19 protein-coding genes are annotated in these 25,212 nt (G+C 69.6%); 11 read left to right on the top strand and 8 right to left on the bottom strand.

Features of this window, described 5'->3' with window-relative positions; translation table 11 throughout:
• Nucleotides 1–120: 120 nt before the first annotated feature.
• A complete protein-coding gene (locus QRN19_RS08035; RefSeq protein WP_064294998.1) occupies nucleotides 121–1,140 on the bottom strand; it encodes a LacI family DNA-binding transcriptional regulator in 1,020 nt (339 codons plus the stop codon).
• 134 nt (nucleotides 1,141–1,274) lie between these two features.
• On the opposite strand from QRN19_RS08035, the gene QRN19_RS08030 reads away from it, so the two are divergent.
• The 10 genes from QRN19_RS08030 to QRN19_RS07985 all read left to right on the top strand — a co-directional run bounded on the left by QRN19_RS08030 (nucleotide 1,275) and on the right by QRN19_RS07985 (nucleotide 13,367).
• The gene (locus QRN19_RS08030; RefSeq protein ID WP_285026230.1) at nucleotides 1,275–2,294 is read left to right on the top strand and encodes a serine hydrolase domain-containing protein; all 1,020 of its coding nucleotides are present in this window, start codon (nucleotides 1,275–1,277) and stop codon (nucleotides 2,292–2,294) included.
• A 265-nt stretch (nucleotides 2,295–2,559) separates the two neighbouring features.
• On the top strand, nucleotides 2,560–2,700 hold the full coding sequence (locus tag QRN19_RS08025) for a hypothetical protein (RefSeq protein WP_168223312.1): 141 nt from the start codon (nucleotides 2,560–2,562) through the stop codon (nucleotides 2,698–2,700).
• A 107-nt stretch (nucleotides 2,701–2,807) separates the two neighbouring features.
• Nucleotides 2,808–3,920 carry a multiple monosaccharide ABC transporter substrate-binding protein gene (gene chvE, locus QRN19_RS08020; protein ID WP_079706775.1) on the top strand — a complete coding sequence of 371 codons (1,113 nt, stop codon included), beginning with the start codon at nucleotides 2,808–2,810 and terminating at the stop codon, nucleotides 3,918–3,920.
• A 136-nt stretch (nucleotides 3,921–4,056) separates the two neighbouring features.
• Nucleotides 4,057–5,565, top strand: a complete 1,509-nt coding sequence (mmsA, locus tag QRN19_RS08015; protein WP_064295024.1) for a multiple monosaccharide ABC transporter ATP-binding protein — start codon at nucleotides 4,057–4,059, stop codon at nucleotides 5,563–5,565.
• 32 nt (nucleotides 5,566–5,597) lie between these two features.
• Nucleotides 5,598–6,851: a multiple monosaccharide ABC transporter permease gene (gene mmsB / locus QRN19_RS08010; RefSeq protein WP_064294995.1), complete on the top strand. Its 1,254-nt coding sequence runs from the start codon at nucleotides 5,598–5,600 to the stop codon at nucleotides 6,849–6,851.
• Nucleotides 6,852–6,892: 41 nt separating this feature from the next.
• A complete protein-coding gene (locus QRN19_RS08005) occupies nucleotides 6,893–8,629 on the top strand; it encodes an ATP-binding cassette domain-containing protein (protein WP_285026229.1) in 1,737 nt (578 codons plus the stop codon).
• A 233-nt stretch (nucleotides 8,630–8,862) separates the two neighbouring features.
• Nucleotides 8,863–10,560 (top strand): ribulokinase, encoded by a 1,698-nt coding sequence (gene araB, locus QRN19_RS08000; protein ID WP_502928136.1) that lies wholly within the window; start codon nucleotides 8,863–8,865, stop codon nucleotides 10,558–10,560.
• Nucleotides 10,557–11,264 carry an L-ribulose-5-phosphate 4-epimerase gene (locus QRN19_RS07995; RefSeq protein WP_285026227.1) on the top strand — a complete coding sequence of 236 codons (708 nt, stop codon included), beginning with the start codon at nucleotides 10,557–10,559 and terminating at the stop codon, nucleotides 11,262–11,264. Before araB ends, QRN19_RS07995 begins: the two co-directional genes overlap by 4 nt.
• Nucleotides 11,265–11,378: 114 nt before the next feature.
• Nucleotides 11,379–12,896 (top strand): L-arabinose isomerase, encoded by a 1,518-nt coding sequence (gene araA, locus QRN19_RS07990; RefSeq protein WP_056014267.1) that lies wholly within the window; start codon nucleotides 11,379–11,381, stop codon nucleotides 12,894–12,896.
• A 150-nt stretch (nucleotides 12,897–13,046) separates the two neighbouring features.
• Entirely contained in the window at nucleotides 13,047–13,367 is a 321-nt protein-coding gene (locus tag QRN19_RS07985) for a hypothetical protein (RefSeq protein ID WP_285026226.1), read from the top strand.
• A gap of 30 nt (nucleotides 13,368–13,397) precedes the next feature.
• Here the strand turns inward: QRN19_RS07985 and QRN19_RS07980 are convergent, their stop codons facing one another.
• The 5 genes from QRN19_RS07980 to QRN19_RS07960 are packed head-to-tail and all read right to left on the bottom strand — an operon-like array spanning nucleotide 13,398 to nucleotide 18,981.
• The gene (locus tag QRN19_RS07980) at nucleotides 13,398–14,489 is read right to left on the bottom strand and encodes a hypothetical protein (protein ID WP_285026224.1); all 1,092 of its coding nucleotides are present in this window, start codon (nucleotides 14,487–14,489) and stop codon (nucleotides 13,398–13,400) included.
• A gap of 37 nt (nucleotides 14,490–14,526) precedes the next feature.
• Nucleotides 14,527–15,849, bottom strand: coding sequence for an alpha-L-fucosidase (locus QRN19_RS07975; RefSeq protein WP_285026223.1), 1,323 nt, complete (start codon nucleotides 15,847–15,849; stop codon nucleotides 14,527–14,529).
• Nucleotides 15,846–16,724: a carbohydrate ABC transporter permease gene (locus QRN19_RS07970; protein ID WP_285026222.1), complete on the bottom strand. Its 879-nt coding sequence runs from the start codon at nucleotides 16,722–16,724 to the stop codon at nucleotides 15,846–15,848. The genes QRN19_RS07975 and QRN19_RS07970 overlap by 4 nt, the downstream gene beginning before the upstream one ends.
• On the bottom strand, nucleotides 16,721–17,632 hold the full coding sequence (locus tag QRN19_RS07965; protein ID WP_285026221.1) for a carbohydrate ABC transporter permease: 912 nt from the start codon (nucleotides 17,630–17,632) through the stop codon (nucleotides 16,721–16,723). The genes QRN19_RS07970 and QRN19_RS07965 overlap by 4 nt, the downstream gene beginning before the upstream one ends.
• The gene (locus QRN19_RS07960; RefSeq protein WP_285026220.1) at nucleotides 17,629–18,981 is read right to left on the bottom strand and encodes an extracellular solute-binding protein; all 1,353 of its coding nucleotides are present in this window, start codon (nucleotides 18,979–18,981) and stop codon (nucleotides 17,629–17,631) included. The genes QRN19_RS07965 and QRN19_RS07960 overlap by 4 nt, the downstream gene beginning before the upstream one ends.
• 226 nt (nucleotides 18,982–19,207) lie before the next feature.
• Between QRN19_RS07960 and QRN19_RS07955 the strand changes: the two genes are divergently transcribed.
• Nucleotides 19,208–20,188, top strand: a complete 981-nt coding sequence (locus tag QRN19_RS07955; protein ID WP_285026219.1) for a cyclase family protein — start codon at nucleotides 19,208–19,210, stop codon at nucleotides 20,186–20,188.
• A 55-nt stretch (nucleotides 20,189–20,243) separates the two neighbouring features.
• On the opposite strand, the gene QRN19_RS07950 is transcribed toward QRN19_RS07955, so the two are convergent.
• Nucleotides 20,244–23,123: a hypothetical protein gene (locus tag QRN19_RS07950; RefSeq protein WP_285026218.1), complete on the bottom strand. Its 2,880-nt coding sequence runs from the start codon at nucleotides 23,121–23,123 to the stop codon at nucleotides 20,244–20,246.
• On the bottom strand, nucleotides 23,120–25,009 hold the full coding sequence (locus QRN19_RS07945) for an HSP90 family protein (RefSeq protein ID WP_285026217.1): 1,890 nt from the start codon (nucleotides 25,007–25,009) through the stop codon (nucleotides 23,120–23,122). Before QRN19_RS07945 ends, QRN19_RS07950 begins: the two co-directional genes overlap by 4 nt.
• Nucleotides 25,010–25,212: the final 203 nt, after the last annotated feature.

Below are 25,212 nucleotides of genomic sequence, written 5' to 3'. Positions count from 1 at the left end.
GGGGACTCGAGCGCGGGTCTCCAGAGGGGCGCGCTCACGCGTGTGACCCGCGCTCGCGTCAGCGCACCGCGCTGGCGCCACCACCACCCCACCACCACACACGACCAGGACGGACAGGGGTCAGAAGGCCGGGCGACCCGTCGACTTCCGCACGATCAGCTCGGGCTCGATCGTTCCCCGGTACCCGACGGCGTCGACCTCGAGGTTGCCGAGCAACCGCGCGACACAGCGACGCCCCAGCTCGTCGAAGTCCTGCCGCACCGTCGTGAGCGGCGGCCAGAAGTGGGGCGCTTCCGGGATGTCGTCGAACCCCACGATCGACACGTCCCGCGGCACGTCGTACCCCTCGTCGCGGATCGCGTGGATGAGACCGAGCGCCATCTGGTCGTTCGACGAGAAGATCGCCGTGAAGTCGCGCACCCGCATGAGCTCGATCCCGGCGCGATACCCGAAGTCCGCGGTCCAGTCACCGAGGATCGGCGCGGTCGTCGGCACGTCCTGCGCGCTCATCTCGGCGAGGAACCCGTGCATGCGCGCCTCCGCCTCGATCCAGTCCTGCGGGCCGGCGAGGTGGTAGATGTTCCGGTGGCCGAGCTCGATGAGGTGCCGCGTCGCCAAGCGTCCACCGGCGACCTGGTCGACGCCGATCGAGTGGTCGTCGAGGTCGCCGCCGGACTGCACCGCGATGAACGGCACCCGGACCTGCAACTCCTCGATCGCCCGGAACACCCGGACCTGCGGCGCGATGACCACGATGCCGTCGACCGACTGCGCGAGGAGATGCTCGACGGCGGCCACGATCGACGCGTCGGAGACGTCGGGCAGGTTCGCCGTGCTCACGAGGTACCCGGCGTCCTTGCTCGCGTTCTCGATCGCCTGGATCATGCTCGCCGGACCGTACTGCGACCGCTGGCTCGCGAGCACGCCGATGGTCCGCGACCGACTCGTCACGAGCGCCCTCGCCGCCCGGTTCGGACGGTAGTTGACCTCGTCCATGACCGCGAGGACCCGGTCGCGGGTGGAGTCGCGGATGCTCGGGTGGTTGTTGAGCACTCGCGAGACCGTCTGGTGGGACACCCCGGCCAGGCGCGCGACATCACGGATATTGGGGGCTCGCCCCCGTTCGGCGTCGTCGCTCACGGATTCCTCGGACCTCGATGTGCACGGTCACATTTCGTGCTGCACCCATTATGCACACGCGCCACGCCCCCGACGGATCGGGTCCCCCAGGGTGTGTGGAGCCACGGAGGGGTCCACGACGGTACCGTTGGGGGATGGATACCGAAAGCGTCGCCCGCGTCATCGAAGCCACCGACTTCTCGGGCGTCGTGCTCGTCAAGCGCGGTGAGGAGACGCTCTTCGAGGCCGCCCGTGGCCTCGCCTCGCGGGAGCGCGACGAGCCCATCACGCTCGACACCCGCTTCGACACGGCGTCCATCACGAAGCTCTTCACCGCCGCCGCCGTGCTCCAGCAGGTCGACGCCGGACACATCGACCTCGACGAATCGATCCACGAGTACGTCGACCTCGACGGCACCACCATCCGCCGCGACGTCCAGCTGCTCCACCTCCTCACCCACACCTCCGGCATCGCCGATGACGCCGACGAGACCGCCGGCGAGAGCTACGACGACCTCTGGGCCGAGCGCCCGGCCTCGTCGATCCGCGAGACCGCCGACCTCCTGCCGCTCTTCGCCGACAAGGAGCCGCTCGCGGCCCCTGGGGAAGAGGCGAACTACGTCAACGCGGGCTACGTGCTGCTCGGGCTCGCGCTCGAGGGCGTGACGGGGTTGCCATACCGCCAGCTCATCGAGCAGCAGGTGTTCGCGCTCCTCGGCATGGACCACTCGGGCTTCGTCGACCGCCGGACGGGCGAGCCCGGCCTGGCCGAGGGCGGCGACGTCGACGACGACGGCGTCTGGCACTCCAACGCCGACGCGTTCCCACCGCTCGGTGGCCCGGACGCCGGTGCACAGTCCACCGCGGCCGACCTCATCACCTTCCTGCGCGCCGCCCGCGACGCGAAGATCCTCACCGCCGAGCTGACCGAGGAGTTCACCTCCCCGCAGATCGAGGTCGACGAGGAGATCTCCTACGGCTTCGGCTTCGAGTTCGACGTCGACGAGGACGGCCAGGTGCGATCGATGTACCTCGACGGTGTCAACCCCGGCGCGAGCGGCATCGTGCGCACCTACTTCGGCCCGACCGCCGCCGACGCCATCGACGTCGTCGTGCTGTCGAACTCCGAGGACGGCGCCTGGGACGTCATCCGCGCGATCGACGCCGAACTCTAGGCGTCCACTGGGATCGCCCGGGCACCTCTCCGGGTTCCGGGCATGCCGATCGAGGCGTGTCTGCTCCTCCGGCGTCTGCCTGCGTGGGCTGATTGAGAGCGCGACCATGCCCCGACAATCGCCGGTTATGAAAATGAGACACATCCCGACTTGACATCAGGTGGAGGTCTGGGGCTATCGTGTGACACACAATGTGAACGGTCACATTCGGAGTGACGAGGAAGTCGACGTGGGAACGAAGCGCAATGGAGCGAGCAGGTCGGCGATGAGCCACCTCCCGATCCACGGCACCGATCGATCCGACCACAGCTCCCTCTCGGCCCGGCTCTCCGCCGGCCACCTCTCCCTGCACCCTCGCCGGCATCACGACGAGGCGTCCGCACCCGCACCCGCGAACGCCACGTAGCCGATGAGCGGCCTCGATGAGCTGGACACATCGAAGCCGACAGACCTGCGCATGACAATGACGTCCAAGCAACTCCCTAGGGAAGGAACCACACAGTGAAGAAGAGAATGCTCCTCGCCACGCTGGCCGCAGGCACGATGGTCGTGTCGCTCGCCGGCTGCTCCGGCGGCGCAAGCGGCGGATCGGGCGGCGGCGAAGGCGACGGCAAGCTCGTCGGCGTCGCGATGCCCACCAAGAGCTCCGAGCGCTGGATCCAGGACGGCAACGCCGTCAAGGAGCAGCTGGAGAAGGAGGGCTTCAAGGTCGACCTGCAGTACGCCGAGGACGACATCCCCACCCAGGTCTCGCAGATCGAGAACATGATCACCAAGGGCGCCTCCGTCCTGATCATCGCCTCCATCGACGGCACCACGCTCACGAGCGTGCTGCAGGAGGCCAAGGACGGCGACATCCCCGTCATCGCCTACGACCGCCTGATCCGCGACAGCGAGAACGTCGACTACTACGCGTCGTTCGACAACTACAAGGTCGGCGTGCAGCAGGCCAACTCCGTCCTCAACGGCCTCGGCCTCGTCGACCTCGAGGGCAAGCCCACCGAGGGCGCACCCGCCGGTCCGTTCAACATCGAGATGTTCGCCGGCTCGCCCGACGACAACAACGCCACGTTCTTCTGGGACGGCGCTCAGGACACCCTGAAGCCGTTCATCGACGCGGGCACCCTCAAGGTCGCCAGCGGCCAGACCTCCTTCGAGCAGGCCGCAACGCTCCGTTGGGACGGTGAGACCGCGCAGAAGCGTATGGAGAACATCCTCACGTCGACCTACTCCGACGGCAGCAAGGTCAACGCGGTCCTGTCGCCCTACGACGGCATCTCGCGAGGCATCATCTCGGCGCTGACCGACGCCGGCTACTCGGTGGGCGACGGCTGGCCCGTCATCTCCGGCCAGGACGCCGAGCTCGACTCGGTCAAGGCCATCGAGTCCGGCGAGCAGTACGCGACCATCTTCAAGGACACCCGCCAGCTGGCGAGCGAAGCCGTCAAGATGGCCGTCGCCGTGCTGAACGGTGAGAAGCCCGAGGTCAACAACACCGAGGACTACGACAACGGCAAGAAGGTCGTCCCGTCCTTCCTCCTCGAGTCGCAGATCGTCGTCAAGGACAACATCCAGGAAGTCCTCGTGGACTCCGGGTACTGGACCGAAGACGAGATCAAGGGCTAGTCAGTCCTGCCACACCCCTTCGACAGGCTCAGGGAACGGAATCACTTCCGATCCCTGGGCCTGTCGGGGGGCCCGGTTCAACGACGATCACCTGTAAGGAGACACGGTGTCAGGCGAGACCACGAGCATCCTCGAGATGCGCAACATCATCAAGACCTTCCCCGGCGTCAAGGCCCTCTCGAACGTCACGCTCGATGTGCAGCGCGGTACCGTGCATGCCATCTGCGGTGAGAACGGCGCCGGCAAGTCGACGCTCATGAAGGTGTTGTCCGGCGTCTACCCGTTCGGCACCTACGAGGGCGACATCGTCTTCGAGGGCGAGACGATGGAGTTCAAGGACATCCGCGACTCGGAGTCCAAGGGCATCGTCATCATCCACCAGGAGCTGGCCCTCAGCCCCTACCTCTCCATCGCGGAGAACATCTTCCTCAACAACGAGCTGAAGGGGCCGCTCGGCCTCATCGACTGGAACCGCACCAACCAGGAGGCGGCAGCCCTGCTCGCCCGGGTCGGCCTGCGGGAGAACCCGACGACCAAGATCCTCGAGATCGGCGTCGGCAAGCAGCAGCTCGTCGAGATCGCGAAGGCCCTCTCGAAGCGCGTGAAGCTCCTCATCCTCGACGAGCCGACCGCCGCACTGAACGACGAGGACTCCGACCACCTGCTCGACCTGATCCTGCACCTCAAGGAGCAGGGGATCACGTCGATCATCATCAGCCACAAGCTCAACGAGATCAAGAAGGTCGCCGACACCGTCACGGTCATCCGCGACGGCAAGACCATCGAGACGATCGTGAAGAACGACGTCACCGAAGAGCGCATCATCAAGGACATGGTCGGCCGCGACCTCGAACACCGCTACCCGGACCACACGCCGAACATCGGCGAGGAGATCCTGCGCGTCGAGGACTGGACCGCCCACCACCCGCAGGACCCGACCCGCGTGATGGTGGACGCCGTCAACCTCAACGTCCGCGCCGGTGAGATCGTCGGCATCGCCGGCCTCATGGGCGCCGGCCGCACCGAGTTCGCGATGAGCCTGTTCGGCCAGTCGTACGGCAGCCGCATCAGCGGCAAGGTGTTCAAGAACGGCACCGAGATCCGCACGCGCACGGTGTCGGAGGCGATCGACAACGGACTCGCGTACGCCACCGAGGACCGCAAGTACTACGGCCTCAACCTCATCGAGGACATCAAGCGGAACATCTCGATGGCCTCGCTGAAGAAGCTCGAACGCGGCGGACTCGTCAACGACAACGAGGAGTACAAGGTCGCCGAGGAGTACCGGAAGAGCATGAACATCAAGGCTCCGAACGTGCTCGCGAAGACCGGGAAGCTCTCGGGCGGCAACCAGCAGAAGGTCGTCCTCTCGAAGTGGATCTACTCCGACCCCGACGTCCTCATCCTCGATGAGCCCACGCGTGGCATCGACGTCGGTGCGAAGTACGAGATCTACACGATCATCAACCGCCTCGCCGCCGAGGGGAAGGGCGTCATCGTCATCTCCTCCGAGCTCCCCGAGCTCATCGGCATCTGCGACCGCATCTACGCCCTCAGTGAGGGCCGCATCACCGGCGAACTGCCGATCGAGGAAGCGAACCCCGAAGCGCTCCTCAAGCTCATGACCATGGAGAAGCCCCGCTGACGCGGGCGCGGACGGATCGAAGGAGAACCGCAATGTCCGATCTGGACACCAAACCCACCGTCCCGGCAGGCGACGGCACCGCCGCCGGCGGCCTCGTCAACCCGGCCACCAACCGCTTCACGAGCTGGCTGACCCACATCCTCAGCGACCTCGGCAAGAACGGCATCTTCATCGCCCTCCTGCTCGTCGTCGTGTTCTTCGCCGTCATCACCGACGGCATCCTGCTGCGGCCGCAGAACATCTCCAACCTGATCGTGCAGAACGGGTACATCCTCGTCCTCGCGATCGGCATGGTGATGGTCATCATCGCCGGCCACATCGACCTGTCGGTCGGTTCCGTCGCGGCCTTCGTCGGTGCGGTCTCCGGTGTGTTCGCCGTGCAGATGCAGATGCCGTGGTGGATCGCGGTCATCCTGTCGCTCGCCATCGGCGCGCTCGTCGGTGTCTGGCAGGGCTTCTGGATCGCCTACGTCGGGATCCCGGCGTTCATCGTGACCCTGGCCGGCATGCTCATCTTCCGTGGCCTCGCGCTCGTGGTCCTCGGCAACGCCAACATCGGTTCCTTCCCGGCGGAGTACCGCGCGCTCGGCAACGGCTTCCTGAACGACGTGTTCGGTGACTTCCCGATCGACCCGCTCACGCTCGGCATCGGCGTCATCGCCGTCGTCGGCCTCGTCGTGCAGCAGGTCCGCACGCGCCTCGGTCGTCAGAAGTACGGCCAGGAGACCGAGCCGTTCCCGTGGTTCGTCGCCAAGCTCGTCCTCATCATCGCGGGCATCGGCTTCTTCGTGTACGCCCTCGCCGCCTACAAGGGGATCCCGGTCACGCTCATCGTGCTGGCCGTCCTCGTGCTCGTCTACGGCATCGTCATGAACCGCTCGGTGTTCGGCCGCCACATCTACGCGATCGGTGGCAACCGTCACGCCGCGGAGCTGTCCGGTATCAAGACCCGCAAGGTCGACTTCTTCCTGTTCGTCAACATGGGCTTCCTCGCGGCGCTCGCGGGCCTCATCTTCACGGCCCGCCTGAACCTCGCCGGTCCGAAGGCCGGTGACGGCTTCGAGCTCGAGGCGATCTCCGCGGCCTTCATCGGTGGAGCCGCGGTGCAGGGTGGCGTCGGTACCATCGGCGGCGCGATCATCGGTGGTCTCATCATCGGTGTGCTGAACAACGGTATGTCGATCATCGGCCTCGGCATCGAGTGGCAGCAGGCCGTCAAGGGCCTCGTGCTGCTGCTGGCCGTCGCCTTCGACGTCTACAACAAGCGCCGCAGCGGCGGACGCTGATCCCGAGGTCCGCGACCGCGGAACCCGGATCGATCCGACGCATGGACATCCACCACGGAGGCGAGAGCACCGGCGACCTGGCCGGTGCCCTCGCCTCCGTGCGTGGTGGCGAGGCGACCGCTGCACCCGAGTCCTCGTCGGTCCCGCCAGCGGCGCTCGCGGTCCTGCGGGACGGCCGGCCGCTGCTCGAGGTGCCCTTCGGCACGGTGCACGCCGTGCTCGGAACGGTCTCCGCGCTCCGGCATCTGATCGCGCATTTGTCCGGGACGTCTCCCGCCCCGCGCGGCGCGGTCGGAGCGTCCGGTTCCGAGACGGTGCTCGTCGCCGGCAGACCGGCGCGGCTGTCGTCCCGGGCTGCATCGAGCGCCTCCGGGGTGGCGGTCGTCACGGCCGGGCAGGCCATCAGCTGGTCGCAGACCATCGGTGAGAACGTGCTCCTCGGGTCCGAGCGTGGGGTGGGACTGCGGGAGACGGTCATGCGGCTCCTCCGAGGACGGTCCGCCGACCGGACGTCCGTCGGGCAGAGCGACACCGAGCGGATCCACCGCGCTCTGGCTGTCGTCGGGCTCGACCGGTCACCCGCGGACTCCGCCGGTGCCCTGTCGGTCGTGGAGCGTCGGCTCGTGGAGCTGGCCAGGGCGGTCGCCTCGGAGGCGTCGCTCATCGTGATCGACGACAGCGGACCCGCACTCCGAGCGGACGAGGTCGAGCGCTGGCGGCAGGCGATGGTCGAGGTGGCCCGAGCTCGTCGAACCGCTGCCCCCACATCCGGTGTCCTGCTCGCGACCGGGGCCGTCACCGGGCTCGCGCGGGTCGCCACGACGGCGACCGTGCTCGCCGTCGGCGGTGCCCCGTCGCCCTCGATCCGGCTGTCTACCGTGGACGGGGAACGCGAGGTGCTCGCCGCGTTGGCCGCCGCGGTCGGCGGCGTCGACGCGTCCCGTCCGGTCGCCGACGGAACATCGACGTCGGACCACGCTTCGTCGATCGCGACGCCGGTGACGGCTGCCGGACTCGCCGTCGGACACTGGACCGCGAGTCACCCGGCGGACCCCGGGCGGACCGTCGTCGACGATCTGTCCTTCGCCTGTGCGCCGGGGGAGGTGCTCGGCCTCTTCGGTCCGCCCGACTCCGGTGCCGGGGAGGTGCTGTTGAGCGTCTTCGGTCGATCGTACGGCGCGCGGACCCGTGGCACGGTCGCGCTCGACGGTGCGGTGGTCGACGTCTCGACGACGGATCTGGCGCGCGCCGCCGGGGTCCTCTACACGACCGAACATCCGATCCGCTTCGACCTCGCCTTCCTCGGCGGGGTGCCGTCGAGCGTCTCCCCGGACGCCCTCACGAGGATGGTCAGGCTCGGCGTGGCCGACCCGCGCCGCGACTACCGGGCGACCACCGTGCCGAGCGGCCTGGTCGCCGCACTGCCCGGTGTGCACCGCGGACCGGACGCCGACCAGTTCACCGAGTCGCTCCGCGTCGTCGCCGACACGGAGGCGCGCGCCGTGCTGCTCGCCGAACCGTTCGGAGCGACGGGCGCACCCGGCTCCGACCACGGACGCCGCCGGGCGGAGCGGTACGCACGCATCCGCTCGCTCGCGGCGTCCGGTCGGGCGGTCGTCGTCTCGAGCGAGGACCCTGCGGCGCTCGCGGCCGTCTGCGACCGGGTCGTCGCCGTCCGTGCGGGCCGGATCGTGGGGACCGTGGGCACGGTCGGCGCCGCGGATGCCGAGCGTCTCGACGCACGCGCCGTCATCGAGGCGATGGGCGGTCTCGCATGAGTCGAGATCGCATCGTCCTGTCCATGGCCACGGCAATATACAACGTTGTACACTGGAGTGCGGCCCAGCTCTGATCCACCCGACCGAGCAGCCGTTCCCACCCGCTTGCACCACAGCATCGCGAATCAACCGAGCACCAGATCGACGAAGGAGTCCCACCGGTGAACACCGAGCAGAACCCGGCCGCCAGCGCCCCCGAGCAGGCGACAGCCACGCACGCCGAGACCTACACGATCGGCGTCGACTTCGGCACGCTGTCCGGCCGAGCCGTCGTCGTGCGCGTGTCCGACGGTGCCGAACTCGGGTCGGCGGTGCTCGACTACCCGCACGCCGTCATGGATCGCGAGCTCGCCTCGACCGGCGCCGCGCTGCCGCCCGACTGGGCGTTGCAGATGCCGGCCGACTACGTCGCCGTCATCAAGTCCGCCGTGCCGCGCGCCGTCGAGGCCGCCGGGATCGACCCGGCCGCCGTCATCGGCATCGGCACCGACTTCACCGCTTGCACGATGGTCCCCGTCATCGCCGACGGGACGCCGCTCAACGAGCTGCCCGAGTACGCCGACCGCCCGCACGCCTACGTGAAGCTGTGGAAGCACCACTCCGCGCAGCCGCAGGCAGACCGCATCAACGAGCTCGCCGCCGAGCGGGGCGAGTCCTGGCTGCCGCGCTACGGCGGCCTGATCTCGAGCGAGTGGGAGTTCGCCAAGGGACTCCAGCTCCTCGAGGAGGACCCGGAGCTCTACGAGCGCATGGACCACTGGGTCGAAGCGGCCGACTGGATCATCTGGCAGCTCACCGGCACCTACGTCCGGAACGCCTGCACCGCCGGCTACAAGGGCATCTACCAGGACGGTGCCTACCCGAGCCACGAGTTCCTCGCGGCCCTCAACCCCGCCTTCGAACGGTTCGCCGACGACAAGGTCGAGCACGAGATCGGCGAGCTGGGCGCCGCCGCCGGCACCCTGTCGGCCGAGGCCGCTGCGTGGACCGGTCTCCGAGAGGGCATCGCGGTCGCGGTCGGGAACGTCGACGCGCACGTCGCGGCACCCGCGGCGCAGGCCGTCTCGCCCGGCCAGATGGTCGCGATCATGGGCACCTCCACCTGCCACGTCATGAACGGCGACGTCCTCCGCGAGGTCCCCGGCATGTGCGGCGTCGTCGACGGCGGCATCATCGCCGGCCTGTACGGCTACGAGGCCGGGCAGTCGGGCGTCGGCGACATCTTCGCCTGGTACGTCGCCAACCAGGTCCCCGCCCGGTACACCGAGGAGGCTGCGGCGCGCGGCGTCAGCATCCACGAACACCTCACCTCGCTCATCCAGGACCAGCCCGTCGGCGCGCACGGGCTCGTCGCCCTCGACTGGCACTCGGGCAACCGCTCGGTACTCGTCGACCACGAGCTCTCCGGTACCGTCCTCGGACTGACGCTCACGACCCGCACCGAGGAGGTCTACCGCGCGCTGTTCGAAGCGACCGCCTTCGGCACCCGGAAGATCGTCGAGACCTTCAACGCCTCGGGCGTCCCCGTCACCGAGTTCATCGTCGCCGGCGGTCTGCAGCGGAACCCCTTCCTCATGCAGACGTACTCCGACATCCTCCGCCTGCCGATCTCGATCACCGCGAGCGACCAGGGGCCCGCACTCGGTTCGGCCATCCACGCGGCCGTCGCCGCCGGGGCCTACCCGGACGTCCCTGCCGCCAGTGCCGCCATGGGCAAGGTGAACCGCGCCGTCTACACGCCGAACGAGGCCGCCGCCGACGCCTACGATCTGCTCTACGCGGAGTACGCGACGCTGCACGACTACTTCGGTCGTGGCGCCAACGACGTCATGAAGCGCCTGAAGCGCATCCGCCGTGCCGCGCTCGGCGGCGGCGTCGACAGCCTGCCGACCGACACCGAGACCACCGCCCTCGAAGGAGCAACCGCGTGAACACCTACTCACCCGAGATCGAGGTCGCGATCGCCCGCGTCCGGTCGGACGTCGCCAAGCTGCACGGCGAACTCGTCCGGTACGGGCTCGTCATCTGGACCGGCGGCAACGTCTCCGGCCGGGTGCCGGGAGCCGACCTCTTCGTCATCAAGCCCTCCGGCGTCGACTACGACGACCTCGCACCCGAGAACATGATCCTCTGCGACCTCGACGGCAACGTCATCCCGGGCACCCCCGGTGCCGAGCGGTCGCCGTCGAGCGACACCGCGGCGCACGCATACGTCTACCGGCATATGCCCGAGGTCGGCGGCGTCGTGCACACCCACTCCACCTACGCGGTGGCCTGGGCGGCCCGTGCCGAGCCGATCCCGTGTGTCATCACGGCGATGGCGGACGAGTTCGGCGGGGAGGTCCCGGTCGGTCCGTTCTCGATCATCGGCGACGACTCGATCGGTCGCGGCATCGTCGAGACGCTCACCGGTCACCGGTCGCGCGCGGTGCTCATGCAGAACCACGGACCGTTCACGATCGGGAAGGACGCCCGCGACGCCGTGAAGGCCGCGGTCATGGTCGAGGACGTCGCCCGCACCGTGCACATCTCGCGTCAGCTCGGCGAGCCGAAGCCCATGCCGACCGAGGCGATCGACGCCCTGTTCGACCGCTACCAGAACGTCTACGGCCAGGCGCCGCAGGGCACGCTCTAACCCCTCCGCACTCCGGTCCGATCCCGGTCCCTGAGCCGATCCCGGTCCCTGAGCTCGTCGAAGGGCAAGGACCACGACACCGAACTCCGAACCATTCAGAAAGCAGACCCACCCATGCCGAAGCCCACCACCACGCTCGACCACTACACCGTCTGGTTCCTCACCGGCAGCCAGAACCTGTACGGCGAGGAGACCCTCCGTCAGGTCGCCGAGCAGTCCCAGGCCATCGCCGCCGAGCTCGGCGCCGCAGCCGACGTCCCCGTGCGGATCGAGTGGAAGCCCGTCCTCAAGGACTCCGAGTCGATCCGTCGCGCGATGCTCGACGCGAACGCCGACGACAGCGTCATCGGTCTCGTCACCTGGATGCACACCTTCAGTCCGGCCAAGATGTGGATCGCGGGCCTCGACGCCCTGCAGAAGCCGCTGCTCCACCTCCACACGCAGGCGAACGTCGAACTGCCGTGGTCGGAGATCGACTTCGACTTCATGAACCTCAACCAGGCCGCCCACGGCGACCGCGAGTTCGGGTACATCCAGACGCGTCTCGGCGTCGCCCGCAAGACGGTCGTCGGGCACGTCTCCGACCCGCGCGTCCAGCGTGAGGTCGGCACGTGGCAGCGCGCTGCCGCCGGTTGGGCGGCCACGCACGAGCTCAAGCTCGCACGCTTCGGCGACAACATGCGCTACGTCGCGGTCACCGAGGGCGACAAGACCGAGGCCGAGTTGCGCTTCGGTGTGCAGGTCAACACGTGGAGTGTCAACGAGCTCGCCGAGGCCGTGCACGCGTCGACGGACGCCGACATCGACGCCCTCGTCGCCGAGTACGAGGAACTGTACGACGTCGTCCCCGAGCTGCGGAAGGGTGGCGAGCGGCACGAGTCGCTCCGCTACGGCGCCGCGATCGAGCTGGGGCTGCGCTCCTTCCTCGAGGCCGGCGACTTCGCCGCGTTCACGACGAGCTTCGAGGACCTCGGCGAACTGCGTCAGCTGCCTGGACTCGCCGTCCAGCGCCTCATGGCCGACGGCTACGGCTTCGGCGCGGAGGGCGACTGGAAGACGGCCGTCCTCGTGCGCGCCGCATCCGTCATGGGTGCCGGCCTCCCCGGCGGCGCCTCGCTCATGGAGGACTACACGTACCACATGGAGCCCGGCAACGAGCTCATCCTCGGGGCGCACATGCTCGAGGTCAGCCCGACGCTCTCCTCGGCTCGTGCCACCCTCGAGGTGCACCCGCTCGGCATCGGCGGCAAGGAGGACCCGGTGCGCCTGGTCTTCACGGCAGACTCCGGCCCCGCCGTCGTCGTCGCGATGAGCGACATGCGCGACCGCTTCCGGCTCACGGCGAACGTCGTCGAGGTCGTCCAGCCCATCGAGGCCCTGCCGAAGCTGCCCGTCGGGCGCGCCGTGTGGAAGCCTGCCCCGGACTTCGCGACCTCGGCCGCCGCCTGGCTCACCGCCGGTGCCGCGCACCACACCGTCATGTCGACCGCGGTCGGGGTCGAGGTGTTCGCCGACTTCGCGGAGATCGCCAAGACCGAGCTCCTCGTGATCGACGAGTCGACCACGACGCGCGACTTCCAGCGCGAGGTGCGCTGGAACAACGCGTACTACCGCCTCGCCCAGGGCTTCTAGCCCCGGGACGATCCGACCGAGACGGTCTCCCGCCCACCAGCGGGAGGCCGTCTCGCGTCGTGGTGTCGCCGATCGGGCGGTGCGACGACGGCGCTTGCTAGCCTGGGGCGATGCGCCGGGGGTGGTGCGCTGAGCGACGGGGGTCGACCGATGACGGATGTGTTCACGCAGACGGAGCAGCAGGAGCCGGGCGACGAGGGGACGGCCGAGCCGACGAGGCTCGGGTGGAAGCTCGCGATCGGTGGGACCGTCCTCATCGCCGGTGTCGGGGCCGTCCTCGCGATCGTCGCGGCGACGGGCGGGTTCACCGCCGCCGACCCGGCGGCCGCCGAACGGGCGATGGAACGCTGCATCACCGAGCGGGTGAACAGCATCATCGACGCCGGCGACCGCACCCCGGGCGAGGCCGCCGCCGAGGGCTGTGCGCTCGACGCCGAGTCGGACACCTTCCTCGACGAATACGGCGACTGAGCCGGGCCGGGTCGGGCGCGTTCGAGCGCGCTACCGGAGCCCGATGATCGTGCCGACGACGAACAAGCCGAGCGCGCTCCACATGAGGATGTCGTCGATGCTCATGCGGACCCTGAGCCGCCGGCCACGGGTGCTGACTCGGCCGGCCGCCGCGGTCGAGGCAGACTCGTCGGCTGTGGCGCTCCGACGGTCAGCTCGGGTCTCCTGCCACCGGGCCCAGCGTTCGACGCGATCGTCGAGCGCGTCGACGGCGTCCGCGATGTCCCGCCAGTCCTGTGGTCTGGTCGTGACGAGGTCGTCGGTGGTCACGAGTAGCAGCCAGTCGTCGACGATCTCCACGTCGAAGCCGCGCACATGGTCGAGGAGGCGCGCCATTACGTCGGGCGTGAACAGGTAGAGGGCGTCGGCCTCGTAGCCGATCGGGCAGTACAGCTGGAAATGACGGTCGAAGCCTCCTTCGAGGCTGAGCCGTTGGGTGTCGGTCGGGGCGCCCGCGCCACTCATCCCTCGACGGCGGCCGTCCTGGGCGCGGAGCAGGATGTGGGGGAGCGCGACGGGCATCCGGAGCGCGCAGTAGCCGCCGAAGGGGGCCGCGAGGTTCTTGCGGTTGCCGATGACCTCGTAGTTCGCGATCTCGATGCCGCGCGGCTCCCGGCTCCGGATGACTCGGTGGAGGTTCACCGAGCCACGGCTCCGCCAGGGCATGTCGCGCTGGAGGGCGATGGGACCGACCCGGTAGTCGAACCCGTTCGCCTCGGCGAAGGTCGCGAGGCGGAGGTGGGTGCGCCGGAGGGTCCTGCGGGACCAGACCCGGATCGTCATCCGGACGAGGATCACGGCGAGGAGGATCATGACCACCACGAGCGTGCCCATGCCGAAGGCGATCCCTCCCGCGTTCCTGCCGCCTTGCGCGTAGGCGAGCAGGCCGACGAGTCCGAAGAAGAAGATGCCGAACAGCCCTCCCAACGCGCCCAGGGTGGTGGTGAGCCGTCGGGCTCGCCCGATGCGATCGCGGGCATCCGGGTGCTCCCCGACGAAGGCTCGCCACTGCTCTCGAACCTCGTGGCGGGGAAGCGGTCGGGTGAGCGCACTCGTGTCGAGTGGTTCGGGAAGCGCCTGCACGTCCACCAGCCTAGTTCCGCGTCGAGGTGGGGCCCGCTCAGTCGGGGGCGTCCGTCGGGGCCTCGTATCCGGCCGGCAGCTCGGGGACGGCGCTCGTGCCGGCGTGGAACGCGGTGACCGCGAGGAGCGTCGGTACCGGCGCTTCCGCAGAGCTGCCCGCCTCGTCGGAGACGTCGGGGACGAGCGCGATCGTCAGCCGGTCTGTCGTGACCGGTTCGAACACGTGCACCCTCGAGACGCCGACGGAACCGGCTTCGACGAGCGTGCGGCCGTCCGGCGTCCGGACCTCGTGGCGGTCGATGAGCTGCCCGGCGGTGAGGTCTTCGTGCAGCCGGAGGTGATCGATGGTGACCGGCTCCGCGAACGCGACCGTGACCGTCGACCCGTCGGTGGTCAGCGTTCCCGGGATCGGTCGCGCGAAGCGTCGGTCGCGCTCCGCGGCCCAGGCGGTCACCCGTTCGACGTCGGCGTCGGGGAGGAGCCCGCGGGTGTCGGGTGGGAGGTTGAGGAGCAGGTTCGCGCCGAGTCCGACGGACCGGTAGAAGATCGCGAGCAGATGCTCGACCGACTTCGGTTCGTCGTCCGGATGCCAGAACCAGCCGCGGCGGAGTGAGACGTCGCACTCGGGCGGCAGGTACAGGGCCTCCTCGAACCGGCTGGTGACGACGGTGTAGTTGCTGAAGTCGGTGTGGTCGACGACGTACCGCACCGGGTCTTCGGCGAGGCCGTTCTCGTTGCCGACCCAGCGGATCGTCGGCGCGCCCATGTTGAACACCATCGCCCGCGGTTGGAGCCGTTCGATGATGGCGGAGATGCCGGGCCAGTCGTAGGTGTACCCCTCGGACCCGGCGCCGTCGAACCACAGTTCGACGAGCTCGCCGTAGTTCGTGCACAGTTCGGTGAGCTGCCGGGCGTACACCTCGGCGTAGCGCGCCTCGTCGGCGTACTCGGGTGCATGGCGATCCCAGGGGGACAGGTACAACCCCAGTCCGAGACCCACCTCGCGACAGGCTGCAGCGAGCTCGGCGACGACGTCGCCGTGGCCGTCCTGCCACGGTGAGGATGCGACGCTGTAGTCGGTCGTCTCGGTCGGCCAGAGACAGAACCCGTCGTGGTGCTTCGCGGTGAGGATGACGTACTTGGCGCCGATCGAGGCCGCCACGCGCACCCACTGCCGCGCATCGAGGTGGGCCGGATCGAAGCTCGAGGCGGGCAGGGTGCCGTCGCTCCATTCCTTGCCGGCGAAGGTGTTGACTCCGAAGTGGAAGAACACGCCGAACCCGTCCTGTTGCCAACGCAACTGGCCTTCGGTCGGGACGGGACGGTGACGGTGCTGGTGGTGGTGCGACTGTTGATTCACTTGACTCCTCCTGCTGCGACGCCTCGGTGGAACCATCGTTGCAGCACGATGAACACCACGAGGACCGGGACGACGGCGATGATGGATCCGGCCATCACGACCCTGGGGTCGAACCCGAACGACGACGCCGAGAGTCGTGCGAGTCCGAGCGACACGGTGAACGACGACTCGCTCCGCAGGACGAGGAGCGGCCAGAGGAAGTCGTCCCACGCGGTGATGAACGAGTTGACGACGACGACGAGCATCGCGCCGATGGACGACGGCAGGAACAGGGCGGTGAACCGCTGCCACTCCGAGGCTCCGTCGAGGAACGCGGCGTCCTCGATCTCGTCGGGCACCGCCGTGAACGCGGCCCGCATGATGAGGACGTTCATCGCGGAGACGGCACCGGGGAGCCACGCGCCGACGAGGGTGTCGAGCAGGCCGAGCTCCTGGGTCATGAGGAAGAGCGACACCATGATCGACTCGAAGGGCACGACCATCGACACGATCAGCACGGTGAAGGTGACCCGGCGCCCGCGCCAGCCGCGTCGGGAGAGCATGTATCCGGCGGCGGTCGGCAGCACGACCTGGGAGGCGATGGTCAGCGCGCAGACGATCGCGCTGTTCGCGAGGTAGGCGTCCATCGGGATCTGTTGGAAGATCGTGACGTAGGCGTCGAGGGTCGGGGACTGCGGGAACAGGGTGGCCTCGAGCCCGAAGAGCGCTTCGCCGGAGCCCTTGAGTGACGACAGGAACTGCCACAGCAGCGGGCCGACCGAGATGACGAGCACGAGGAGCAGGAGCGCGTACCGCACCGGTGTCGTCCTCGACCAGCGCCGACGCCGACGCCGCAGGAGCGGTCGTGCGGAAGGCTGCTCGATGTGCGCGCTCATGCGTCCCGCTCCCCGCCGAAGCGTTGAGCCAGCACGGCGAACACGGCGGTGAGCGCGAAGAGTGCCACGCTCGCGGCTGCACCGTAGCCCGCGTTGCCGGTGATCGGGTCGAGCGCTGCGTCGCGGATGAAGAAGGGGAGTGTCCGTGCCTCGCCTCCCGGACCACCGGTGGCGCCGCCGAGCAGGTAGACCTCGCTGAACACGCGGAGCGATCCGATGCCGGCGAGGAGCCCGACGAGGAGCATCGTGAGGCGGGTGCCCGGCACCGTGATGGTGAGGAACCGTCGCGTCGGGCCGGCGCCGTCGAGTTCGGCCGCCTCGTGCAGCTCACGGGGGATGTTGGAGAGCGCCGCCAGGTAGAAGATCAGGTACCACCCGAGCCCACGCCACACCGTGAGGGCGATGGCGCTGAGCAGGATGAGCGACCCCTCGGAGAGGAACGGCACCGCCTGCTGGATGAGACCGACCCGTTGGAGCACCGTGTTCACGGGCCCCTGTTCACCGAGGAGGTTCTGCCAGACCAGTCCGACCGCGACGACGGACGCCACGATCGGAGCCGCGTAGGCGGAGCGGAAGAACCCCATCCCGGGGAGCCTGGTGTGGACGAGCTGCGCGAGCAGCAACGGGAGGACGACGAGCAAGGGGACGGCGATGATCGCGTACAGCACGCTGTTGCCGGTCGCGGACCAGAACGCGGGATCCTGCAGGATCGAGCGGTAGTTGTCGAGGCCGACGAACGCTCCACCCATGCCGAGCGGGGACGTATCGGTGAACGACAGCGCGATGGTCCCGACGAAGGGCCCGACGCTCCAGATCGTGATCATGAGCAGCGCGGGTGCGCACCACAGCAGCGGCACCCAGGGCGGTCGATAGCGCGCCGCCCCGTTGAGGTGGATCGCGCTCGTCATCGAGCGTCGGCTCCGATGACCCGGTTGGCGGCGTCCTGGGCGGCCTGGAGCGCCTCGCGCGGCGCCTTCTTCCCGGTGAGCGCCAGCTGGAGCTCGGCGTTGACCGCGTTCGCGACCGCGTCGCTCCACTGGACGATGGTGACGATCTCCGCTTCGTCGGCGAGGTCGACGGCGAGACGGTTCGCCTCGTCGATGGGTGCGGTACCGGTGATGTCCGTGAGTTTCGGGATGCCGAGCGACTCGGTGGTGCTCGGGAAATTCTGGATGCGTGGGTCGCTGATGAAGCGGTCCTGCTGCTCGGCGGCGAGGAGGAACCGCGCGAACGCGATGGCGGTGGCCGGGTTGGTGCTCGTGCTCGGGACGCCGATGGTCTGGACCTCGGCGATCGCCGTGCCGCGGCGGTCGAGGAGGGACGAGACGCCCACCTGCTCGTACACGCCCGGGTTGCCCTCCTGCACGTACCGGAGCGACGAAGCGTTCGGTGAGCCCCAGACGGTCGCGCCCTGGGTGAACAGGGCGGTGGGCTCGTCGTCGGACGCGATCGAGTCTTTCGGGATGCCGCCGGCCAGCGCGAGTCGCGTCATGCGTTCGGTCCACTCCTGCACGGCGGGATCGTCGGCGAAGACGAACGCCGAACCGTCGTCGGCGATGACCTCGGCCTCCTGCAGCTGCCACTCGAGCGGGAGTCGCAGCCCGAGACTCGCGGAGAAGGCACTGAACTCGCCGTTCGACCGTTCGGCGACCTGATCGGCCGCGTCGAAGAGTTCCTCGAAGGTGGTCGGCGGCTGCTCCGGGTCGAGCCCGGCGCGCTGCATGAGCTCGGTGTTGTACGTCTGGAGGCCGATGAGGCCCCAGTACCACGGGAGCACGTAGTGGTGGTCGTCGCCTGGGAGGACCAGGCTCTCCCACAGGCTCGGGATGAAGTCGTCGCCGATGCCCGGTGACGCGGCGTCGAGGTCGGCGAGGAAGCCCTGGTCGCGGAGGCCGCCGGCGGTGGCGAGTGGCATGTTGACGACGTCTGCCAGCGAGCACGCCTGTGCGTCCGCGACGAGCCGGGTGGCGAAGCTGCCGTCGCCAGGGTCGTCCTCCCAGGTGACGGTCGTGCCGGGGTAGGCGGCCTCGAACTCTTCGATGAGTTCGGTGAAGTACTCGGAGAACGAGGCCTTCAGCGCGGTGGTCTGGAAGGTGATCTCGCCGGACGGCGTCGCGTCGACCGGCGTTCCAGCGGCGAACTCGTCGGCGATCGCGCAGCGACCGACGCGCTCGCCCCCGGCGTCGCCCGTGCACGCGGAGAGCACGGCCAACGTGGCGGTTGCAGCGGCGATCGACAGGGGTCGTTGGTGCTTCATGGGGGGCTCTCCTCGCTCGCGGACGGGTTCGTCAGTCGTCCTTGCATATCGAGGATAAGCATGAGGTATGTGATATGCAAGCCCTGTGTACAAAAGCCTCGTGAGGGCTGCTTGTGGAGTGCTCTCAGCCGTCGATTCGACGACGTCCCGCGGTCATGGCCGGATATCGGTGATCCATGGCCGGGAATCCCTCGGCAGGGTTCGCGGCACCCGCCAGAATGAGGGCATGACCGAACAACGCGCCGTCCTCGATGCCACCGTCAGCTTCCTGAACGGCGGCGGTCTCGCCGTCGAGGACTTCCGTCTCGACCTGCCGCCCGCCATCGCGCAGGCGAAGGGGAAGGCGCAGCAGCAGGAGGTCGGTCGGCTGCTCGTCACGCACCTCGGTCTCGCGATGGTCGGCGAGATCCGCATCACCAAGCTCGAGATCGTGCGCGAGCAGCACAAGGGCTCCCGCGGGATCCTGGCGGCGGCCGCGGCAGCCGGACTCGAGATCCCGGACGCCGCAGCGCATGCGGACGCCGTGCGCCCCCGTCCGGTGGGCGCGCTCGTCGAACTCAGCCATCCGATCCGTGCCGGCCTCCGCACCTACCCGGGGCTGCCGGAGCCCGTGATCCGTCCGTTCCTCACGCGTGAGGACTCGCGCCCGAAGTACGCCGAGGGCACCGAATTCGCGATGGACATCATCGAGATGGTCGGCAACACCGGCACCTACCTCGACAGCCCGTACCACCGCTACGCCGGCGGCGGAGACCTCGCGAGCCTGACGCTCGAGCAGCTCGTCGACCTCCCGGCCGAGGTGTTCCACCTCCAGGACTCCACCGAACGCGGCATCGGCGCGAACGCCCTCCTCGACCGCGAACTGCGCGGCACAGCCGTCCTCCTGCACACCGGGTGGGACCGCCACTTCGCGACCGAGGCCTACACGAAGGACGCCCCCTACCTCGCCGAGGACGGGGTGCGGTACCTCGTCGAGCAGGGCGTGGTGCTGGTCGGCATCGACTCCATCAACATCGACGACACCGAGCCGGGATCCGGCGGCGCGCGTCCGGCCCACTCGCTGCTCCTCGAGGCCGGGATCCAGGTGGTCGAGCACCTCACCGGGCTCGAGCAGCTCCCCGCGAGCGGCGCCGCCTTCACCGCGACGCCGCCGCTCGTCGAGGATTTCGCGACCTTCCCCGTCCGCGCCTTCGCGCGACTGCCCTAGGCGCGGTCCGAAGACCGTCCTCGCGGTGCCGTCGGCACGCTGAGGGCGGTCCCGATCACTCCTCGATCTCAGCCCGGAGCAGTGCCGCATCGGTGTGCTGCTCCAAGCGCTCGTGGGCGTCCGCGAGCTCGGCCGTGACCGTCATCCAATCGGGCGAGCCGGCAGGGAGCCGTCCGCGAGCCGAGCGGAACAGCTCGACGGCACCGGCGTGGTCGTCGACGGCGACCCGCGACCTCGCCGCGAACACCTCGGCCACCGCCGCTCCGTTCTCGTCACCGGCGGCCACGAACCCCGCGGCGGCGAGCCGAGCGGTCGCCGTCGCGTCGTCGGCACGTCCGAGCGCACCGAGCGAGCGGGCCTCCGAATCGGTGATGTCGGCCACGAGCCACGCGGCCTCGTGCGCCGAGGCGATGTCCCGAGCCTCCGCGTAGAGCGGCAGCCCGGTGTCGTCGCCGAAGGCCGCCCGTGCGCTCGCCGCACGCTGGAGTGCCTGGACGAGGAGCTGCGGGTCGCCCAGACGGCGAGCGGCGGCGAGTGCCTGGTCGATGACCTCGATCGCGTCGTCGTCCTCGAACTGGACGAGGAGCGTGCTCAACCCGAAGCCGGTGCGGATGACCACCTGGTCGTTCCCGACCGATGCGGCGTCGTCGATCGCGGCGCGCCACACGCCGTAGGCCATGCCGTGTTCGCCGATCATGCGCGCGGCCTCGCCCATGTTGGCGAGCAGGTCCGCGAGCTCACCCGGCGCGGCGTGCTCGCGCCTCGCCTGGTAGACCTCGTCGTAGTGCTCGAGCGCCGTAGCGGCATCGCCCGCGAACTGGAGGTATCGCGCGAGTTGGAGCGTGAGCGAGTCGAGGTCGGCGTACTCCGCCCGCTTCGCGTGGGTGATCGCGAGCTGCATGCGGGCCGCGGCCTCGCGGTCGCGATCGGCGTCGCTGAGGAGTGCCGCCGAGAGGGTGCACGCCTGGATGATGCCGAGGCGGTTGCCGAGCGCGGTCTGGAGTGCGACGAGCTCGTCGGCGAGTGCGACCCCCTCGGCGAAGGCCCCGGCCCCGCCGAGCATCCGGGTGCGGAGCGTCAGCGCCGGGAGGCGGACCGACGCCCGCTGCTCGGGCTCGAGGAGCGGGTCGAGGAGCTCTACCGCCTCCTCGATCCGTCCCGTCACGGCGAAGAGGTGTGCGTGCAGGAGACGGGCCGGCGGGCCTGCCTCGCCCGGGTCGTCGACCGCGGCGGCGAGCACGGCCTCACCCGCGAGCCGATCGGCGATCCCCATGAACCGTTCCGCCGACTCCTGCTCGGTCTGCGCTCCCGCGAGCTCGAACGCATGGCGTGCGGTGACGACGAGTGTGTGGATGAGCCGGTCCGCGTCGACGGGGACGAGACGGGCGTCGTCGAGCTCCGCGAGCAGGAGGGTGAGCCGGTCCTCGGTCGCCGTGCCGAGGAGGGCCACGCCGAAGCGGGCCTCGACGTCGGCGACCGCGACGCGTCCCGCTGCACGGAGCGCCGCGCCGCGGTCGGCCCAGGCCGCCCCCGCGCGGTCGTCGTCACCCTCGATGACCGCCGCCTGCGCGATCGCGCCGAGGAGCCCGGCGCGGAGGTTGTCGTCGGGATCCGCGTCGTTTCCGAGGAGCGCGAGGCCCTGCTCGGCGGCGATGATCGCACCGCGTGGGTCCGCGCTCTGCAGGAGGGCGGAGGTCCGCTCGCGCCACTCGGCCGCCGTGGTCGCCGGTTCCGGCTCGGCGACGGGGGCCGCGAACCCCTCGACCGACAGTGGGAGGTCCCAGTGCTCCGTCGCGAGTGCCCGCGCGGCCTCGAGTCGCTCGGTGCGGAAGCCGTTGCCGTTGCGTTCGTCGAAGGCACGGGTCAGGTGCTCGGCGGCTGCCCAGGCGCGCGCCGCGACCGCGGTGACGGTCCAGTCGGCCGGGTCGGTCGGCTCGGTGCCGAGGTACCGCGCGAGGTCCGGGGCGTCGGCACCGCGGACGGGCAGATCGCCGTGACCGGCTCGGGCGACGGCATCCAGCAGGACGCCGACCGCGATCAGGCCGTCGGCGTGCCCGGACAGGTTGATGGGGTCGTTGACGAGGGTGGGCAGATGGCGTTCGAGCATCGCCAGGCCGCGCGCCTCGTTGCCCGTGACCGCGCAGAACACGAGGTGGTCGGCGATGATGCCGAATCCGTCGGCGTTGGAACGGGCGACCCGGTAGCTGCGCTGGTGCGCCGCCTTGGCGTCGTCGAACCGGCCGGCTCGGAGGTAGGGGAGCAGTGCCTGGGCTTCGCTCGTCTCCGGCTCCTCACCACAGCTCATGCGGTTCTCGAACATCTCGTCGTAGATGCGGATCGCCTCGTCGTCGTGTCCGCGGAGCTGGTGGAACCAGGCGTCCTCGTTGCGCACGCACGCCTCGCAGTGGCTGTAGCGGTCGTCCTCGATGGTCGAACGGCGTTCCAGGAACGCTGCTGCCTCGTCGAGGCGGCCGGTCACCGTCGCGATGTGGAACTGCGACTGCACCACGCCACTCATGGTGGCACCCGCTGCCGCGTACCTCGCCCGCATGTCCTCGTGCATGGCCTCGATCTGCGCGAGCGAGAAGGTCGGGTTCGTCGAGAGTCGGCCGGCCATCCACTTGTACTGGAACAGCAGGTCGCAGCCGTCGACCGTGATCGGGAAGCGTTCCGGGTCGGCGTCGTGCTTGCCGACGCACCAGCCGAAGGAGCTGAACATGGCGTCGGTGTCGCCCGTCATGTGCGCGGACTGGGTCAGCCGCATGCGGGTCGCGTACGCGGCCTCCTCGTCGCCGGCGGCCTCGGCTCGCCGGAGGGCCTCGTCGAGGAGGGCGCGCTCGGCGGGACCGCACGGCAGGGTGTCGGCCTCCTCGAGGAGGTCCTGGACGCTCGCATCGGGGTCGATGTCGGTCACGGGGGTGGTGGTGTCGGTCATCGGAGTTCCTTGTCGTCGAGACCGACACTGAGGCCGATCAGGTCGGTCATGGCTGCGTCGAGCATGCGGCGGTCGCGTGCTTCGAGGGGGCGGTGTCCGGCGAGGAGTGCCTGAACGTAGAGCAGTTGGATGCTGCGCTCGAACACGAGGTCGTCGTCGAGGGTCGCCAGGCGGCGGACGAGCGCCGCGTTCCAGTTGAGGCAGAGCCGGGCTGCGGTGTCGGCGTCGTCGGCTCCCTGGCCGGCGTCGGCGAGGAAGGAGTCGACGGCCCCGACGACCTGCGACCAGATGCCCGGCGCGACCGAGGCGGCCCGGTGCCGCTCGAGCCGACGGAGCACGGACGGGTCGGCGACGTACAGGGCCGCGAGGTCGTCCGGCCGGTACCGGCGAACCGAGACCCGGCACTCGACCTCGGCGAGCACGCGGCTGGCGCGGTCCTCGAGCGCCGTCGTCGCGGCGAGGTCGTCCAGGTGCGGCGGCTCGAGGTTGTCGAGCTCGTCGGCGACCGTCACCCGCTCGACCCGCACGCCGTCGATCAGGTGGGGCAGCCGCTCCAGGATCTCCTGGTCGTACACGTACCCGCCGTTGACGATCGGGGAAGCGGGATCGACGACCGCGGCGATCTGCCGGAACTCGTCGCGGGATCCCGTGTACCGGATGACGTCGGTCTGCGACAGATGTTCGTCGATGGTCATCGTGCCGGCGGAGGTCTCGATCGGCAGCCAGCGGACGACGGCGCTCGCGAGGTCGTCGTCGTGTGCGGCGATCGCCTTGATGCCGAGCTGGTGGACACCGATGAACTCCTGGAGTCGGTGCGGCCGCTGGCGGGCGAGGTCGAGGATCCACCGACGGAGGGTCGCTCCGATGGCCTCGCGGGTGAACTCCAGGGCGTCGTCCTGCACGAGCTGCTCGCGCGACGCCGTCGGGCGGAGCCCCGTGGTGTCGACGATGCAGCGCACGAAGAACGCCCACTCGGGAAGCAGGTCGTCGATCTGTTCGCTCAGCAGCATGCCGCCGAGGTAGACCCGGCTCGCCTGCCGGGCGCCCGGCGGGGGCGGCGAGGGGAGGACGAAGGCGGTGCCGCGGGTGCCGGTGCCGGGCACCACGATCTCGACGGCGTCGAACGGACGTGTCCCGAGGAGCTCCTCCCCGAACGCCAGGAGCTCCTCGCGAGTGGTCGCCTCAGCCGTCCGGAACACCGGGTCGACGTTGATGCGCACCGGGTGGTCGGGTGCCGAGGGATCGACCACCTCGACGTCGAGGTCGAGGAAGCGGCCGAAGGTCGTGGCGAGGCCGAGCACCGTGCCGTGCCCGAGCAGACTGCCGTCGTGCAGTGGACCGTCGATGCGTGGGTCGAGGACGACCTCCGAGCCGATCGGCATGGCGGCGCTCGTGGCGTCGTCGAGTTCCCGGATCGTGAACGTGCCGTCGGCGTCGCCGACCCATTCGATGGCCGGACCGCCGCGAGCCGATCGGCTGCGGACGGTGATGGTGTCGGCGACCATGAAGCAGCTCAGCAGACCGATGCCGAACCGTCCGAGGTAGTCGCCGCGCTGGAGTTCGTCGAGGTCGCCGCGCTTCGAGCTGCGGCCGACCGTCGCCAGCAGCTCGGCGGCCTCGTCTCGGGTGAGTCCGACGCCGTCGTCGCGGAATCGGAACGGCGAACCCGCTTCCGAGCCGGACGGTGGCACGTGCGGGGTGATGAGGAGTCTGCCGGGAGGCGCCGTCGGGTCCTCGGCGCGACGGGCTGCGACGGCGTCGCGTCCGTTCTGCAGGAGCTCACGGAGGTAGACGCGCGGTCCCGAGTAGATGTGGCGGCTGAGCAGGTCGACGACTCCGCGGAGATCGACCTGGAACGGCAGCGGGGCTCGGGAGTGGTCTGGCATGGCTCTCTTCCGTCGGCGGCTACGGGGCCTGCATCGGGGGATATGCAGGGTGGATCGGGCTCCAGGCAGGCGGACCGCGACCGGTTCGTCTGCAGCCGGATCAGCCTAGCGAACGTCGTGAAACCGATGCTGGGCGGTCGCCTGGGAGTCGTCGAGACGACCCTGCTCCCCAGGGCCTGTGGAGCGAGGTCGACGCCGATCGG

This window comes from Plantibacter sp. ME-Dv--P-122b (assembly GCF_030209375.1).
Classification (GTDB): domain Bacteria; phylum Actinomycetota; class Actinomycetes; order Actinomycetales; family Microbacteriaceae; genus Plantibacter.
This window is presented reverse-complemented; position numbering and strand designations above follow the sequence as displayed.

Bases quoted from the DNA above. Each gene is read 5' to 3' on its own strand.
- QRN19_RS08030 (WP_285026230.1), top strand. From the start codon at position 1,275: ATGGATACCGAAAGCGTCGCCCGCGTCATCGAAGCCACCGACTTCTCG.
- QRN19_RS08025 (WP_168223312.1), top strand. From the start codon at position 2,560: ATGAGCCACCTCCCGATCCACGGCACCGATCGATCCGACCACAGCTCC.
- chvE (WP_079706775.1), top strand. From the start codon at position 2,808: ATGCTCCTCGCCACGCTGGCCGCAGGCACGATGGTCGTGTCGCTCGCC.
- mmsA (WP_064295024.1), top strand. From the start codon at position 4,057: ATGCGCAACATCATCAAGACCTTCCCCGGCGTCAAGGCCCTCTCGAAC.
- mmsB (WP_064294995.1), top strand. From the start codon at position 5,598: ATGTCCGATCTGGACACCAAACCCACCGTCCCGGCAGGCGACGGCACC.
- QRN19_RS08005 (WP_285026229.1), top strand. From the start codon at position 6,893: ATGGACATCCACCACGGAGGCGAGAGCACCGGCGACCTGGCCGGTGCC.
- araA (WP_056014267.1), top strand. From the start codon at position 11,379: ATGCCGAAGCCCACCACCACGCTCGACCACTACACCGTCTGGTTCCTC.
- QRN19_RS07985 (WP_285026226.1), top strand. From the start codon at position 13,047: ATGACGGATGTGTTCACGCAGACGGAGCAGCAGGAGCCGGGCGACGAG.
- QRN19_RS07970 (WP_285026222.1), bottom strand. From the start codon at position 16,724: ATGAGCGCGCACATCGAGCAGCCTTCCGCACGACCGCTCCTGCGGCGT.
- QRN19_RS07965 (WP_285026221.1), bottom strand. From the start codon at position 17,632: ATGACGAGCGCGATCCACCTCAACGGGGCGGCGCGCTATCGACCGCCC.
- QRN19_RS07960 (WP_285026220.1), bottom strand. From the start codon at position 18,981: ATGAAGCACCAACGACCCCTGTCGATCGCCGCTGCAACCGCCACGTTG.
- QRN19_RS07955 (WP_285026219.1), top strand. From the start codon at position 19,208: ATGACCGAACAACGCGCCGTCCTCGATGCCACCGTCAGCTTCCTGAAC.
- QRN19_RS07950 (WP_285026218.1), bottom strand. From the start codon at position 23,123: ATGACCGACACCACCACCCCCGTGACCGACATCGACCCCGATGCGAGC.
- QRN19_RS07945 (WP_285026217.1), bottom strand. From the start codon at position 25,009: ATGCCAGACCACTCCCGAGCCCCGCTGCCGTTCCAGGTCGATCTCCGC.